Raw genomic sequence first — 15,990 nt, forward strand, 5'->3', positions numbered from 1 at the left:
TTATATGTATAATTTAATAAAAACACAATATAAGTAAAAATGCATGCTTCAAGCATATATTAACTTATATGAATTGAAGCATGCACTTGACTATATTCTTACTAAGTGACCTATGTTTTTCTCATCATATTCTATTTTATAAAACTCACTTTCATTGCTATAAATTTTATCTCCGTAGTCTATATCTTCTATATTTAAACTATAGCGAAAGTTTGTTATTCTTTGTAGGTTTTTATCTGCTGATTTGAATGTTGGATCAAGATCATATGATGCTCTATAGTGTTTTCTTGCTAAATCTAAGTTCCCTTGTAGCTCATACATAATACCTAGTAAATTATGAGCCTCTGGATTAGAATCATTTTCTAGTATAAGATTATATATATGATTTTTAGCTAATTTGTAATCATATTTTTTTAAGTAATTTATTGCTTTATCCATTTCTTCATAATAACTTATTTTATATTCAAACGATAACATATTATTGCTCCTTTTTTAATCATCTTTTATACTTAATATCTTATAAAATCTTATATAAATATGGTATTAAGATAATTAATATAGGATAAAGATTCTGTTAAATTTTAATATATTACATATTAAAGTAATTTACTCCTATAGCATCTCTGACTTCTTTTAAAGTATATGTTGCTACATTCCTTGCAACATTACTTCCTTCTTTTAAAATTTCATATAAATAGTCTCTATCCTTTTCATATTCTTTTCTTCTATTCCTAATTGGCTCTAAATGTGATTGTAGTACTTCATTTAGATATTTTTTTACCTTTATATCACCTAATCCACCCCTTGTATAATTTTCTTTTAATTCTTCTAGATATATTCCATCTTTACAGAATATGTCTAAATATGTGAATACTGTATTATTTTTAATGTTTCCTGGATCTTCAATCCTTATATGATTTGGGTCCGTGTACATATTCATAACCTTGCTATTTATAGTATCTGGATCATCACTTAAGTATATAGCATTACCTAATGATTTACTCATTTTAGATTTTCCATCAATCCCTGGCATTCTAGCTGCATTTCCCTTAGGATATATACCTTTTGGTTCTATAAGAATCTCCCCATATATAGAGTTAAAACTTCTAACTAATTCCCTTGTTTGCTCTATCATAGGCTCTTGATCTTCTCCAACTGGAACTATACTAGCTTTAAATGCAGTTATATCTGCTGCTTGACTTACTGGATATATAAGAAATCCTGCTGGTATACTCGCTTGAAAATTTCTTTGTTTAATTTCATATTTTATAGTTGGGTTTCTTTCAAGTCTAGATACTGTAACTAAATTTAAATAGTGCATTGTTAACTCATTAAGTTCAGGTATTTGAGATTGTATAAATATATTTGATTTACTTGGATCTACACCAACTGATAAGTAATCTAATAAAACTTCTAATAAGTTATTTCTTATTTTCTCTGGATTTCTTGCATTATCAGTTAACGCTTGTTGGTCTGCTATCATTATAAACATTTCATATTTATCTGTATTTTGAAGCTCAACTCTATTTTTTAATGAACCTGTGTAGTGTCCTAAATGTAATTTTCCTGTAGGTCTATCCCCTGTTAATATAACCTCTTTATTCATATTTACATCTCCTTATAAATTTATAAAAAAACTCCATCCTATATAGGACAGAGTTTCTAATTGCCAACTAATTTGTCTAAAGATTTAATTCTTAATAGTTTGTTAGATAATTATTTAATGCTTCTACTACCCCATCTTCATCATTAGACTTTGCCTCATAACTACAAACTTCCTTTAACTTTGGATGAGCATTTGCCATTGCATAACTATGTTTACATTCTTGCATCATTTCATAATCATTTAAATAATCTCCAAATGCCATGCATTCATCATATGATATAGAATAAATCTCTTGAAGTCTTTTTATTGCTTGGCCTTTGTTTATATCAAGATTCATAAAATCTACCCAATTCTCACCTGATAAGCAAACAAGTAATTTATCACTAAATTTTTTTAATTTAGGATAGCTATTTTTTTCGGCTCCATTTCCATCATAAACTGCTATTTTACATATTCTATCTTTATTTATTACTTCTAATATATTCTCTACTATTTCCAAATGTTCATAATACATTTTTGCATTATATAAAAATTCTGTATCATCATTTTCAACATATGCTGATTTTTCCCCACATAATATAGGATATACATTATCCATTTTTCTTATTAATTGAATTGGTTCAATTAAGTTTTCTTCATCTATCTCACTAATAAATATACTCTCTTCACCTTCAAATACTATCGAACCATTATCACTTATAAATATTAAATCATTTTTTATCTCTTCAAATATTTTTAATAAATTATAATATTGTCTACCACTTGCTATTGCAAATTTAACATTCTTTTCCTTTAATTTATTTATTGTTTCAAATAAATTTGGTGATAATTCTTTTTTACTATTTAACAAAGTTCCATCCATATCTGCTGCTACTAATTTTATCATAAATATATTTCCCCCTTGTGGTCTAATTCATAAAATACTCTACCTATATATTATAATATAACCATAAAAATTACTTGCTTTAAATATCTATACAAAAGATAATACTATACACCACATAGGTATTGCAAGCATTGAAAGTATTGTTGTTAAAACGACACATTTACTTGCAAACTCTGCATCTCCACCATATTTAGATGCTAAAATTGCAGTTGTACTTCCAGCAGGCATACCAGCTAAAACAACTGCTACTCCCGTTATTAAAGATTGTATATTAGTTATTTTACATCCAACTAAAACTATAAGGGGGATTATAATTAATCTTAATAAAGAAAATGCCCACATAAGCTTTGATGACATATCTTTTATATCAACATCTGCAAGTATTGAACCTATTAAAATCATGGATATTGATGTTGTACACCCGCTAATACTTTTAATAGTATCACTTAAAAATATCGGTAATTTAATTTGAAATATCATAATAATAAGCCCTATTCCAACTGCTACTATACATGGATGAGTTACTACTTTTTTTATTAAGTCTTTTTTACTAGAGGATTCAGTAAAATAAGAAAGTCCTGCAGACCACATTACAATTCTTTGAGGTATTAAGTAAATAGATGCGTATAAAAGTCCCATCGATCCATAAATTCCTTCTGCTACAGGATTACCTAAGAATCCTGCGTTAGAACAAACAGTTGCATATTGAAGTACTGTACGTCTTTCCTTATTAACCTTTTGAAATAATGTAGAGCTTAGAAATGTGCATACAAATTGAAGTAAACAAGATACTAATAGAATAGTTATTCCATTTATCAATATATCTTTTGAAAATTCAACATAAAAAGAATTTATAACATTACATGGTAAGATAACATTTATAACAATATCAGTAATAACATTTTTTCCTTCTTCCGTAATAACATCTTTCTTTTTTAATACTATACCAATTACAACTAGTAAAAACATCATAATTTGCAAATTAATCAATCCACTAAAATCCATAAATATATATTATCCTCCCAAAATTAACATTTTTTATAATCTAGCTTAATATTATACTCTTATTTCTTAAAAATAAAAATGGCTAAACAGAATCTGTTTAGCCATTTTTGATCATATTAGTGTATTTTTATTGTACTTTTTTTAACTTAACTATAGTTTCAACATGAGGAGTATTTGGGAACATATCCATACACTTAACTTTTTCTACATCATATCCAAACTTTTTAAATTCAACTAAGTCTAAAACTAAAGTCTTTGGATTACATGAAATATAAACTATTTCTTTCGCACCAAATCCTGATATATCCCTTATAGCATCTTTATGAACACCTGGTCTTGGTGGATCAACTATTATTAAATCAGGCTTAACTTTAAAGTTTTTAACAGTCTTAGCAACATCACCTGCTACAAATTCACAATTATCTAATCCATTTAATTTAGCATTATTATTAGCTGCAACAACTGCTTCCTCTATTAATTCGATTCCGTAAACTTTTTTAGCTGCACCAGCCATAACTTGTCCTATTGTTCCTGTACCACTATATAAGTCAAATACTACTTTATTTTCATGATCACCTACAAACTCTCTAGCTATTGTATAAAGTTTTTCAGCTCCTTTAGTATTTGTCTGGAAGAATGAGAATGGAGATATTGTAAATTTAAGTCCTAATAGTTCTTCATTGATATAATCTCTACCATGTAATACTCGTAATTCATCACATTGAACTGCATCAGCAAGCCCATCATTTATAGTATGCAATATACTTACTATTTCTGCATCTGTATCAAGATTTAATAACATTTCTTTATATTCAGTCATATCAAAATCTTCTTGAGATGAAGTAACTATATTAACCATTAATTCATTAGTGTTTATACCTTTTCTCACAACAAGATTTCTAAGGTATCCTTTATGGCTCATACATCTGTAATATGGCAATTTTTTTTCATCAAAATATTTAACAGTTGAAGTTAATACTTTTATAAAATCCTTATCTACTAGTAAACATCCATCAACAGTTAATATATCTATGTGTCTACCTTTTTTATGAAGACCTAATGTAAGTGGTCCATCTTTCATTTCATCTCCAAAAGTGTACTCCATTTTATTTCTATAAAGCCTATTTTGAGGGCTACCCTCTATCCCTAAAAATTGGAATCCAAATATATCTTGACTTAAAAATAAGTCCATAACTTGTCTTTCTTTTATTTCAAGTTGCTTTTCATATGGAACAGATAATATAGAGCACCCTCCACATTCTCCAAAATGTTTACAAGTAGTTGCTGTTTCTATTGGTGATTTTTCTAATACTTCTATCATCTTAACTTCTGCTTTTTTACTTCTAGCCTTTTTTACTACCGCTTTAACTTTTTGTCCACTTATTCCGCCCTTCATGTGGATTTCTCTCTTATCTAGCATACTAACAGTAGTTCCGCCAAACTCCATTTTATCTACTTCAAATTCAATTATGTCTCTTCTTTTCACTGTATTTCCTCCGCTAAATTATATATTTAAAACTATCTTTCTTCTATTAGTTTTATTTCTTCCTCAGTTAACTCTCTATACTCTCCTAAAGCTAAACTTTCATCTAATTTTAATTTTCCCATAGAAAGTCTTTTTAAGTATACTACTTTTTTACCTACACTCTCAAACATTCTTTTTACCTGGTGGAATTTTCCTTCATGTATAGTTAATTCTATTTCTGACTCTTCATCACTTTTCAATATTTTTAATTGTGAAGGCATAGTCTCATACCCATCATCTAAAATAACACCTTTTTCAAATGCCCTTATATCTTCATCAGTAACTACTCCATCTATTTTAGCATAATAAGTTTTTGGTACATGCTTTTTAGGAGATAAAACTCTATGAGATAATTGACCGTCATTAGTAAGTACTAATAATCCTTCAGTATCTTTATCTAATCTACCAACTGGAAATGGTTCAAATACCAAGTATGAAGAATCTATTAAATCTAGTACTATAGGATCTCTTTTATCAAAAGTTGCACTTATATATCCATCTGGCTTATTCATCATTAGATATATGAATTCTCTATATGTAACTTTTTCTCCATTAAATAATATTTCATCTTTTTCTGTATCTACTTGTAATCCTGGATTAGATACAGTTTTTCCATTAACTACTATGATACCTTGCTTGCAATACTTTTTTATCTCCGCTCTACTTCCACAACCTATATTTGAAAGTACTTTATCAATACGTAATTTTTTTGCCATTTATATTACCTTTCCTTAAGTAAAAATTTTGACCTCATTTAACAATATAACCATCATTTACGGTAGTTATAATAAAAATTTCTTCTCATACTAATTTATAGATATTATTATACTTTTATTTTAAAGTTATTACAATTTACTATATACCTTTTTTTATTTTAAAGTTATAATATAGAAGATGGGTAAATTTTATAAATATCGTTTTATGGAGGTTTAACTATGTTAGTTTCTGCTAAAGAAATGTTAAATAAAGCAAGAGAAGGGAAATATGCTGTAGGTCAATTCAACATAAACAACTTAGAATGGACTAAGGCAATATTATTAACAGCTCAAGAAAACAATTCACCAGTTATATTAGGTGTATCTGAAGGTGCTGGAAAATACATGGGTGGTTATAAAACTATAGTTGGAATGGTAAATGGAATGTTAGAAGAATTAAACATAACAGTTCCAGTTGCTCTTCACTTAGACCATGGTAGCTATGAAGGAGCATTAAAAACAATAGAAGCAGGATTCTCTTCTGTTATGTTTGATGGTTCTCACTACTCTATAGAAGAAAATATATCTAAAACAAAAGAAATAATATCAATAGCAAATTCTAAAGGTATATCTGTAGAAGCAGAAGTTGGTTCTATAGGTGGAGAAGAAGATGGTGTTGTTGGTGCTGGTGAAATAGCAGATCCTGCTGAATGTAAGCAAATAGCTGAATTAGGTGTTGATATGTTAGCTGCTGGTATAGGTAATATACATGGTAAATATCCAGAAAACTGGGCAGGGTTAAACTTCGATGCTCTTGCTGCTATAAACGAAGCTACAGGTGAAATGCCATTAGTATTACATGGTGGTACTGGTATACCTGAAGATATGATAAAAAAAGCTATATCATTAGGGGTTTCTAAAATAAATGTTAATACAGAGTGTCAATTAGTATTTGCTGATGCTACTCGTAAATACATAGAATCTGGAAAAGATTTAGAAGGTAAGGGATTTGACCCTCGTAAATTATTAGCTCCAGGATTTGAAGCTATAAAAGCATGTGTTAAAGAAAAAATGGAATTATTCGGTTCAATAAATAAAGCATAATTCTTAAACTATATATTATAAATGTAAAAGGGAATGTTTTAAACATTCCCTTTTACATTTACTAGCTATAAAATTTAGATGCTCCTACTAACTGTCTTTTAGATACTATTTTTGCTAAGTTCGTAAGTGATGATATCTTTATATCTTCAAAGCTTACTAAAAATACAAACTTAAAGTCTGTAAATTCTTGATCAATATTATAAACATCAAAGAAACATCTTATATTATCCACTAAATATTTATCTTGTAACTCAGCTTCAATTTCATCTGTTGCATCCTTTAAATAAACTCTTATATCATCAAAAATAACATCGAAGTAAGATTCATCTATATTTTCTCCCATTTCATCTAACAACTCTTCTATCTCTTCCATAGAAAATATATCTTCTGATAATTTACAATCAAATGCCATCATATTATTTTGTTTTATACTATTTGATATATCTTGTACATATTCAAAATCTGGGCGCAAATTTAAAATATCCTTTACTTCATTGCTATTCGCTCGAAAATTTCCTTTTCTGTTTTTTAATTTTAACTCTATCATTAAATCGCCTCCCCCATAATAAGTGTTAGTAGTTACTTTGTATTAAATCTTTTATCTGACTCCAATTACTTACTCTAGTTATTCTATTGTGATCAATGTCTTTATTGTAGTTTGTATCTATTAAGATAACGTCTATTCCTGCATTAGCTATTTGAATAGCATTCCAAGGGTTATCTTCTATAAATATATGACAACCTAATTCTCTTGCTTTTTCTATTTTATAATCGCTACCTAGTAAATATACCTCTATGTCTGAAAAACCTTTTTGTTTTAGCCAGTTAGTTGTAATATCAGTCAAATCTGAGCTCCTTGCTGTAACGAAATATAGGTTATTTGTTGCACATAATTCAGCTATAACCTCATTTGCACCTTCAATAACTTCTGCTTCTTCATAAGCATGCATATATTCATTATGAAATTTACCTAATAAGTCTTCCATGTCATCTCCGTATAACTCTTTCCAGTCAAGAGTTGTACATTCTTTTTCAGTTAAGTTCTTATTATACATATCATTTAAATACGGTAGGAAATGGTAAGGACTAGTTATTGTCCCATCTATATCAACACATATGTTTAATTTTTTCATAAACCCCTCCACTAATATCTTCTAAATTAATAGTTTTAAATTATAGTACAACTTCAATTATAAATTAAAATCTATAATCTAAGTATATGTATATAATACCAAAAAGCTTGCCTAATAAGGCAAGCTTTTTAATATTTTATACTTATTCTTCATTTATTTCTTCTTTTAAGTCTGTTACTTTTTCTTTAAAGCTAGATATATGATTATCTGATAGTTTTAAATACTCCGTTATTTTACCTATATATTTAGGATTTTTTGTTTCTAAAAGTTTAACTGCATTTTCCATAGCTTTTTCTCTTAGCTCATATGCTTTTTTTACATCATCCCTTGCATTACTAAGAACTAATTCATATTCACCCTTAGATAAACTTGGTATATCCATACTTTCATATATATCGATTACATCTCTACACATTTCCTGTGCATATAAAATATCATCTTTAATTTGTGATATTTTACTAAGACTTTTAGCTATGTCTTTAGTATATGGAATACATTCCCTCATAGGAATTAATGCTACCCTTTCTATATCATAAATATCTTTTTTAAATTCATCTAACTTTTCTAAATCAGTTACTTTATTATTTTTTATAACAGATTCATCCTTTTCAGTCTCCATATTGATTTTCTCATCTTCAATTTTAGATACTGATTTATCTTTATTTTCTTTTTCTTTATTTTCTTCCCTTGCAATATTATTTTTCATGCTATTATCAAAGTTTGATTCATATTTTTCTTTATATCTTTGATCAATATCAGAATTTTTATAATACAAAGATTCCTCTATTTTACTAAGTCCACTCATATATACATTACTAATTGCTATAGTTGTAACCAGTACAACATATATACTTCCATATATACATGAGCGTTTTAAGTTTTTATAATTTCTAAATAATATTATTAGGGGTATAACATATAAAAATATGAATACTAATATCCATCTCATTTACTAAATTCTCCTTTATAAATAAAATTAATATTTCCCCCCATTTTTATATTATTTACATTTAATTTACTTATTAATCTAATATTTTAACTAAATTAAAATTTAAATAGTCACAAGAAGCTAATATATACTCTACTCCATTTCGAATTCCTTTAAGTCCCATCTTAAAAGATTCTCTTCCATGTAGATGACCATATATAACTTTTTCTACATTATATTCTTCATACAGCTTTGTAAATATTGACTCTTCTAATTTATCATTAGTAGGTGGATAATGAGTTATGACTATTATCTTTTCATATCCTTTTTTTCTAGCTGATTCTAAAGATATTCTTATACGATTTTCTTCTCTTTTATATATCTGTTCATCTTTACTATCAAATTTTACATCATTTGGGCAAATCCACCCTCTACCACCACATATAGCATAGTCTTCATACTCGTAAAAGTTAGTTTGTAAGAATTTGCAATTATCATATAACTTATTTAGATTTGTAACTGTAGTCCACCAATAATCATGATTTCCCTTTATAAAAATCTTATTACCTTCAAGTTCACTTATTATATCTAAATCAGATTTAGCCTCTGATAAATTTATCCCCCAAGAGGTATCTCCTAATACAAGAACTGTATCTTCTTTCTTTACTTTACTTTTCCAGCTTTCTATTATTTTCTCTTCATGATTATTCCAGTTACCTCCAAATATATTCATCGGCTTATTTACAGATGTTGAAAAATGTAAGTCTCCTATTGCATATAAACTCATACTTAATTCCTCTCTTTTGTGTCCTAAATTTAATCAAAAGAGCCACCCCAAAATTATTTGAGACGGCTCCCCCTTTATTTCTTTCTAGTGTCTTTATACACTTCTAATAAATCATCTATTTCTCTTTTTAATCTAATTATCTCTGTTATATCTTCTTCGTTATCAATTTTGTCTAATCTTCTTTGATAAATTATTGCCTTATGAGTATCTCCTAGGTTGTATAACTCTTGAATTTTATTGAGTATATCCCTAACTGTTACAGTTTTCACTTGATACATTACTTGAGCCTTCATTATATCTTCTCTTATTTCACTCATTTCTTGATCTAATAAGAACGCAGCATCTGCTGCTCTTCTCAATCTTACTGCTAGATCTTCTGGTATATAATGCTCATATTTATACTTTAAAGAATGCTCTATAGTAGCCCAAAAGTTCATTGCTAAAGTCCTAATTTGTATCTCACATAAAATCTCTTTTGAACCAGCTATTGAATTTATTGGGTACTTTATTATAACGTGATAACTTCTATACCCGCTATCTTTAAAATTCTTTATATAATCTTTTTCATACACAATGCTCATATCACTTCTATTTTTAATTAAGTTTACTATAGTATATATATCTTCAACAAACTGGCACATTATTCTTATACCAGCTATATCTTCCATAGTACCTTCTATATCATCTATATCAAGTCTTTTAGCCTTCGATATAATTGAGGCTATTTTCTTAGTTCTTCCTGTAACAAATTCAATTGGGGAATATTCTCCCTTAGTTAAAAATTCTTTTCTTATATTTTTAAATTTAACTTTTAGTTCTTCTACCGCATGTTCATAAGGAGCCAATACTTCATCCCATCTTTCATATTCCATCTTGCTCACCCTTTATTTCTATTTTTACAGTCATACTTATTTTATCATAATTTGATTTTTTTGGATATAATAAAGCAGTTCCCCACCCTGTATTGTATAACTTACTTCATCTAAATCACATAAATAGCTTATTATTGATACTAGTGAGCTTTTATAAAAATAAAACTCCTTATAGTTGCAATGTAAATCGTTTCTTACAATTATATTTTTTAATAGGGCTTCTATTCCCATAGGCTCTTTTAAATCCTCTTTAATTTGGTTAATGTAATTATTTATAGCATTCTCATGTTTTTCTATTAACTTATAACTATCATCTTTGTTTATTATATTTTTTCCATGTCCTAGCACCATATATTCAAAGTTTATAGTTTTTAATTTATTTAAACTTTCTATATAATCTTTAATATCAAAAACAAATAAAAAATCATATTTATTAAGCATATCTTCACTTACTAATAAATCACCTACAAACAATACCTTATCCTTAGTCATAACACCTATACTTCCAGGTGTATGACCTTTAAATTCTATAATTTTAAAAACTTCTTTATTTATAATAACATTGCCCAAAGTTAACTCTTCATCTATATATAAGCTACTTTGATTACTTCTTTTAAAAAATTCATCAAGAAACTTATTAGATTTCCCTCCGATTATATACTTTGAAAATAGCTCTGGATTCTCTATATATAGTTTCGCATACTTAGATGATAGTATCTTTATATTTTTGTTTTCTAGTTTATATTCTTTACATGCTCCATAGTGGTCATCATGCTCATGAGTATTTATTATATAACTTATTTCTATGTTATTTTCTTTTAACTCTTTAATAATTTTTCTTGGTCTTAATCCTGGTAAGCCTGGGTCTATAATAATAGCTGTGTTATCTGTAAATAAATACAATCCACTATTAGTTCCACCTTTAATATAATAAGTATTGCCCCTTATATTTATTAAACTCATATATTCACCACTTATCTTATTAAAATTTTCTTAAGTCTTTTTATTGTTCTACACCTAATCCTTTCATCTTTAGAAATCTTCACTTTTATATTATAAGCTACATTTTGACTTAATAGAGATTCTATAAAGTACTCTACTATTCCTCTATCTCTAAACTCTATATCTATAATCTCATTTGCAAAAAATCTAGAATCTAAAGTCATTATTTCATCAGAAAAACTTAGCCTATCAGACTTATCTAAATAGTCTTTATCAGGCTTAAAATCTTCGCAATATTTTATTTTAAAGTTTACTACCTCATCACTTATATCAAATCCATGTTCTGATTTCATAAAATCTCTATACTCTTGATTTCTTTTAGTTACGTTATCTAAATTCTTGTTATAATCATCCTTTTTCCAGTGTCCAAATAGTCTACAATTTAGTGGTCTAACTTCATAAATTAAACATCTATTATTTTCATCCCTAAAAGTACAACATCTCTTATTTGAATACTCTAAGAAATAATACTCGATTATTCTATCTAATGAGTTCTTTCTTAATATTTCTTTATCTTTTAAGTAATTATATATATTTAAAAACTCTGTTAAGTTAATTCCCACTGATTCCATACAACACTTACCACATCCAGTACAATCTCCACTTGGTAAGCTACTATAAATATTATTTAATTTATCAAATAATTTATTTTCATTAGCAAAATCTATACATTTAAAAATATCTACTTTTTTTATACTAGTCATTGTTATTACTCCTTGTTATAATTATTAGGTTAATACAAACAATTATTATAACACATTTTATATGATTAATCGTAGGAGGTAATTTCATGACTAGATATACAAAAATAATAAACATGATGGATAGCTATTTCGTTAAAGATTATGAAAAAACTAAAAAAGGCATAACTAAAAAAAGAGAAGTTAGAGCTGAAACAGTTCAAAAAGCCTTCTTAAAAGGTGACTGTGAGGTTTTAGTTATTTTAGAAGATAGCGGTAGAGAAATACTTATAGATGATTTTTCTTCAGATGAAGATATAAAGAAATATTTAGGAGCTAAGTTTATAAACCCTAAAAGATAAGTTTATTTATTTAAATACATTTCATTATTTAAATTGGGATAAAAATTAAAAATAAATTTTTTATTTTTATGTATATTAATTTTTGATTGGGTCCATAATATTAATGAAAATTAAATATTTAACTCAATCTCCCCCAATTTTGAGCTTTCATTCCCCCAATGAAAGCTCTTTTTTATTTTATATAGTTAAATATAAGCATATAAGTTATAATTATTAATAATTTAGATTAAGACATTATATTAAAAATAAGAGGTGGCATATATGATAGAAATAGGATTATTAAAACTAGATATAGATTTTGAATATAGAATAATAAGAGAAGAGAACGATGATGTAGATATATTTATAGACGTAAATTATCGTAGTTTAGACTTAGAGTGTAGTGAAAATGATTTTTTTAATGGTAGAATTCAATTTCCCTTTGTAAGATCATTAATATTAAGAATAAATAAAAAAAGCCATTTAATGACTGTACATTTTATGAGAGATATAGATTTATTCTCTGCATTTGCAAACTTTGAATTTGATTATAAAGACTATATTTTTAATATAAAAAATAATAAAGAAAAAGTTTTAATAACAAGAACAAAAAAATAAGGAGCCTTTAAGGCCCCTTATTTTTATTGTTAATTAGATAATAAATCATTTAATCTAACTAGCCAATAATTATTATGAATATTCTATAAATTACATTTGTAGTTTGTAAGGATTAATTTTCTTTTGATTGTCCGAAAGCTGTTAAGTATATTCCCTTTAACTCTTCAACTAGTGGTAATCTTGGGTTAGCAGGAGTACACTGATCATCAAAAGCATCTAAAGATAATTTATCTACTTTTGATAGGAATTGTTCTTCTAATACTCCACACTCTTTTATTGTTTTTGGTATATTTAATTCAACTAATAAGTTGTTTACTTCATCTATTAAGCTTTGAACACCTTCTTCTACAGTATTAGCTTTTAATCCTAAGAATCTAGCTATTTCAGCATATTTCTTATCAGCTACGAACTCCTTATATTTAGGGAACGCAACGAATTTAGAAGGTTTAGTAGCGTTGTACTTTATAACATGTGGTAATAATATAGCATTTGCTCTCCCATGTGGTATATGGAATTCTCCACCTAACTTATGAGCTAATGAATGATTTATTCCTAAGAAAGCATTTGTAAATGCCATACCTGCCATACAAGATGCATTATGCATTTTCTCTCTTGCTTCTTTATCGTTTCCATTTTTATAAGCTTTTGGTAAGTAATCGAATACTAACTGTATTGCTTTTAATGCTAATGCATCTGTATAATCAGTTGCCATTATTGAAACATACGCTTCTATAGCATGAGTTAAAACATCAACTCCTGTATCTGCTGTAACACCTGCTGGTACTGTCATAACTAAAGTTGGGTCTATTATAGCCACGTCTGGAGTTAACTCATAGTCAGCTAAAGGATATTTCATATTATTTACTTTATCTGTAACAACTGCAAAAGAAGTAACTTCTGAACCAGTTCCTGAAGTAGTTGGTATAGCTACTAATTGAGCCTGTCTTCCTAATTTAGGGAACTTAAATACTCTCTTTCTTATATCAGCAAACTTTAATCTTAAATCATCAAAGTTTGCTTCTGGATTTTCATAGAATAACCACATAGCTTTAGCAGCATCCATTGCTGAACCTCCACCAAGAGCTATTATAGTGTCAGGCTTGAATTTTCTCATAGCTTCTGCACCATTTAATACTGTTTCTACAGATGGATCTGGCTCTACGTCACAGAATACATCTATCATAACAGGATTTCTTCTTTTTCTTAATTGATTAGTTATCTTATCTACATTTCCTAATTGAACCATGACTCTATCAGTTACTATCATTACTCTGTTAGCATTTGGTAATTTTTCTAAGTAGCTTATAGAACCAAATTCATGGTATATTCTTTCTGGTACCTTGAACCATTGCATATTTACTTTTCTCATTGCAACTTTTTTAACATTTATTAAGTTAGTTGCTGATACGTTTTCTGTTGTTGAATTATTCCCCATTGATCCACATCCTAATGTTAATGATGGTGTATTAACGTTGTATATATCACCTATTGCTCCATGAGTTGATGGTGCATTTACAAGTAATCTACCTGTTCTTACTTTTTGACCAAATTCTAAAATCACATCGTCGTCATTACAGTGTATTACAGCTGAATGTCCTAATCCGCCAAACTCAGTCATCTCTACACATTTTTGTATACCTTCTTGTGCATTTTTAACCTTGAAGCAAGCAAGTACTGGACTTAATTTTTCTTTTGATAAAGGATCTTCCATTCCTACTTTTTCAAGTTCTGCAACTATCATTTTTGCATCTTTTGGAACATTTATTCCAGCCATTTGTCCTATAGTATATGGACTTTGTCCAACTATATTTGGATTTAATGAACAAGTATTATTGTCTATTACTAAATTTTGTAATTTTTCTTTTTCTTCTTTATTTACAAAGTAACATCCATAATATTTCATTAAATCAGTTACTTCATTGTATATTTCTTCATCTATTATAACTGCTTGCTCAGAAGCACATATCATTCCATTATCGAAAGTTTTTGATAATATTAAATCATTTACTGCTTGTTTTATATCTGCAGTTTTATTTATGTAGCAAGGAACATTACCGGCTCCAACCCCTAGAGCTGGCTTTCCTGAAGAGTAAGCTGATTTAACCATTCCTGGTCCACCAGTTGCAAGTATCATTGATACTCCATCGTGCTTCATTAGTAAATTAGTAGCTTCTATTGATGGTTTTTCTATCCATTGTATACAGTCTTTAGGAGCACCTGCTTTTATAGCTGCATCTCTTAATATTCTTGCAGCTTCTGAAGAACATTTTTGAGCTGATGGATGGAAACTGAATATTATTGGATTTCTACCTTTCATTGATATTATTGATTTAAACATTGTTGTAGAAGTTGGGTTAGTAACTGGTGTTACCCCTGCAACAACACCTATAGGTTCAGCTATTAACATATACCCTTCTTCTTCGTTCTTTTCTATAACACCAACAGTTTTGTTGTATTTTATACTATTATATATATATTCTGTAGCAAACATGTTCTTAGTTACTTTATCTTCGAAGATACCCCTTTTAGTTTCTTCCACTGCCATTTGAGCAAGCTCTATGTGCTTATCAAGACCTGCCATAGACATTTCTCTAACTATATTATCTATTGCTTCTTGATCTAAGCTTAGCATTGCTTGTTTTGCTTTTTCTGCTTTTTCAACTAATTCATTTATCATATTTTCAACACTACATTCATTATCCACTACTTTTAGCTTTCTTGACTCTTTGCTCATATTTATACCCCCATAAAATTTATTTAAATTACGTTAGTTATTTAACAAACTTATTATGTAATTTATGATACTTT

Annotated in this window: 17 protein-coding genes; 3 read left to right on the top strand and 14 right to left on the bottom strand. The window is 27.8% G+C overall.

Features of this window, described 5'->3' with window-relative positions:
- Positions 1-90: 90 nt before the first annotated feature.
- From I2A66_RS10480 to I2A66_RS10505, 6 genes are all read right to left on the bottom strand, one after another.
- Positions 91-477, bottom strand: coding sequence for a tetratricopeptide repeat protein (locus I2A66_RS10480; protein ID WP_122639350.1), 387 nt, complete (start codon positions 475-477; stop codon positions 91-93).
- A 112-nt stretch (positions 478-589) separates the two neighbouring features.
- Positions 590-1,606: a tryptophan--tRNA ligase gene (gene trpS / locus I2A66_RS10485; RefSeq protein WP_195251580.1), complete on the bottom strand. Its 1,017-nt coding sequence runs from the start codon at positions 1,604-1,606 to the stop codon at positions 590-592.
- Positions 1,607-1,697: 91 nt separating this feature from the next.
- Positions 1,698-2,492, bottom strand: a complete 795-nt coding sequence (locus tag I2A66_RS10490; protein ID WP_147516358.1) for an HAD family hydrolase — start codon at positions 2,490-2,492, stop codon at positions 1,698-1,700.
- A gap of 87 nt (positions 2,493-2,579) precedes the next feature.
- Positions 2,580-3,497, bottom strand: coding sequence for an AEC family transporter (locus I2A66_RS10495; protein ID WP_195251582.1), 918 nt, complete (start codon positions 3,495-3,497; stop codon positions 2,580-2,582).
- Positions 3,498-3,624: 127 nt separating this feature from the next.
- Entirely contained in the window at positions 3,625-4,983 is a 1,359-nt protein-coding gene (gene rlmD / locus I2A66_RS10500) for a 23S rRNA (uracil(1939)-C(5))-methyltransferase RlmD (protein ID WP_122639353.1), read from the bottom strand.
- Between the two features lie 32 nt (positions 4,984-5,015).
- Positions 5,016-5,738 carry a pseudouridine synthase gene (locus tag I2A66_RS10505; protein ID WP_122639354.1) on the bottom strand — a complete coding sequence of 241 codons (723 nt, stop codon included), beginning with the start codon at positions 5,736-5,738 and terminating at the stop codon, positions 5,016-5,018.
- A gap of 219 nt (positions 5,739-5,957) precedes the next feature.
- On the opposite strand from I2A66_RS10505, the gene fba reads away from it, so the two are divergent.
- Positions 5,958-6,821 carry a class II fructose-1,6-bisphosphate aldolase gene (gene fba / locus I2A66_RS10510; protein WP_122639355.1) on the top strand — a complete coding sequence of 288 codons (864 nt, stop codon included), beginning with the start codon at positions 5,958-5,960 and terminating at the stop codon, positions 6,819-6,821.
- A 61-nt stretch (positions 6,822-6,882) separates the two neighbouring features.
- On the opposite strand, the gene I2A66_RS10515 is transcribed toward fba, so the two are convergent.
- The 7 genes from I2A66_RS10515 to I2A66_RS10545 form a co-directional block, all read right to left on the bottom strand.
- A complete protein-coding gene (locus I2A66_RS10515) occupies positions 6,883-7,368 on the bottom strand; it encodes a hypothetical protein (RefSeq protein WP_122639356.1) in 486 nt (161 codons plus the stop codon).
- 25 nt (positions 7,369-7,393) lie between these two features.
- Positions 7,394-7,954: a 5' nucleotidase, NT5C type gene (locus tag I2A66_RS10520; RefSeq protein WP_122639357.1), complete on the bottom strand. Its 561-nt coding sequence runs from the start codon at positions 7,952-7,954 to the stop codon at positions 7,394-7,396.
- 142 nt (positions 7,955-8,096) lie between these two features.
- Positions 8,097-8,903, bottom strand: a complete 807-nt coding sequence (locus I2A66_RS10525) for a hypothetical protein (protein ID WP_122639358.1) — start codon at positions 8,901-8,903, stop codon at positions 8,097-8,099.
- 73 nt (positions 8,904-8,976) lie between these two features.
- Positions 8,977-9,669, bottom strand: a complete 693-nt coding sequence (locus tag I2A66_RS10530) for a metallophosphoesterase (protein WP_122639359.1) — start codon at positions 9,667-9,669, stop codon at positions 8,977-8,979.
- A gap of 74 nt (positions 9,670-9,743) precedes the next feature.
- Complete coding sequence (locus I2A66_RS10535; protein WP_122639360.1) at positions 9,744-10,541, bottom strand: GTP pyrophosphokinase; 798 nt, start codon at positions 10,539-10,541, stop codon at positions 9,744-9,746.
- 36 nt (positions 10,542-10,577) lie between these two features.
- Positions 10,578-11,504 (bottom strand): MBL fold metallo-hydrolase, encoded by a 927-nt coding sequence (locus I2A66_RS10540; RefSeq protein ID WP_147516357.1) that lies wholly within the window; start codon positions 11,502-11,504, stop codon positions 10,578-10,580.
- 11 nt (positions 11,505-11,515) lie between these two features.
- The gene (locus tag I2A66_RS10545) at positions 11,516-12,247 is read right to left on the bottom strand and encodes a YkgJ family cysteine cluster protein (protein WP_147516356.1); all 732 of its coding nucleotides are present in this window, start codon (positions 12,245-12,247) and stop codon (positions 11,516-11,518) included.
- 86 nt (positions 12,248-12,333) lie between these two features.
- Here I2A66_RS10545 and I2A66_RS10550 point away from each other — a divergent pair, with 86 nt between their 5' ends.
- Positions 12,334-12,585, top strand: coding sequence for a hypothetical protein (locus I2A66_RS10550; protein ID WP_122639363.1), 252 nt, complete (start codon positions 12,334-12,336; stop codon positions 12,583-12,585).
- 261 nt (positions 12,586-12,846) lie between these two features.
- Complete coding sequence (locus tag I2A66_RS10555; RefSeq protein WP_147516355.1) at positions 12,847-13,182, top strand: hypothetical protein; 336 nt, start codon at positions 12,847-12,849, stop codon at positions 13,180-13,182.
- Between the two features lie 112 nt (positions 13,183-13,294).
- Here the strand turns inward: I2A66_RS10555 and adhE are convergent, their stop codons facing one another.
- On the bottom strand, positions 13,295-15,916 hold the full coding sequence (gene adhE / locus I2A66_RS10560; RefSeq protein WP_147516354.1) for a bifunctional acetaldehyde-CoA/alcohol dehydrogenase: 2,622 nt from the start codon (positions 15,914-15,916) through the stop codon (positions 13,295-13,297).
- Between the last annotated feature and the right edge of the window lie 74 nt (positions 15,917-15,990).

The sequence above is a fragment of the Romboutsia sp. 1001713B170207_170306_H8 genome (assembly GCF_015550495.1).
Classification (GTDB): Bacteria; Bacillota; Clostridia; order Peptostreptococcales; family Peptostreptococcaceae; genus Romboutsia_E.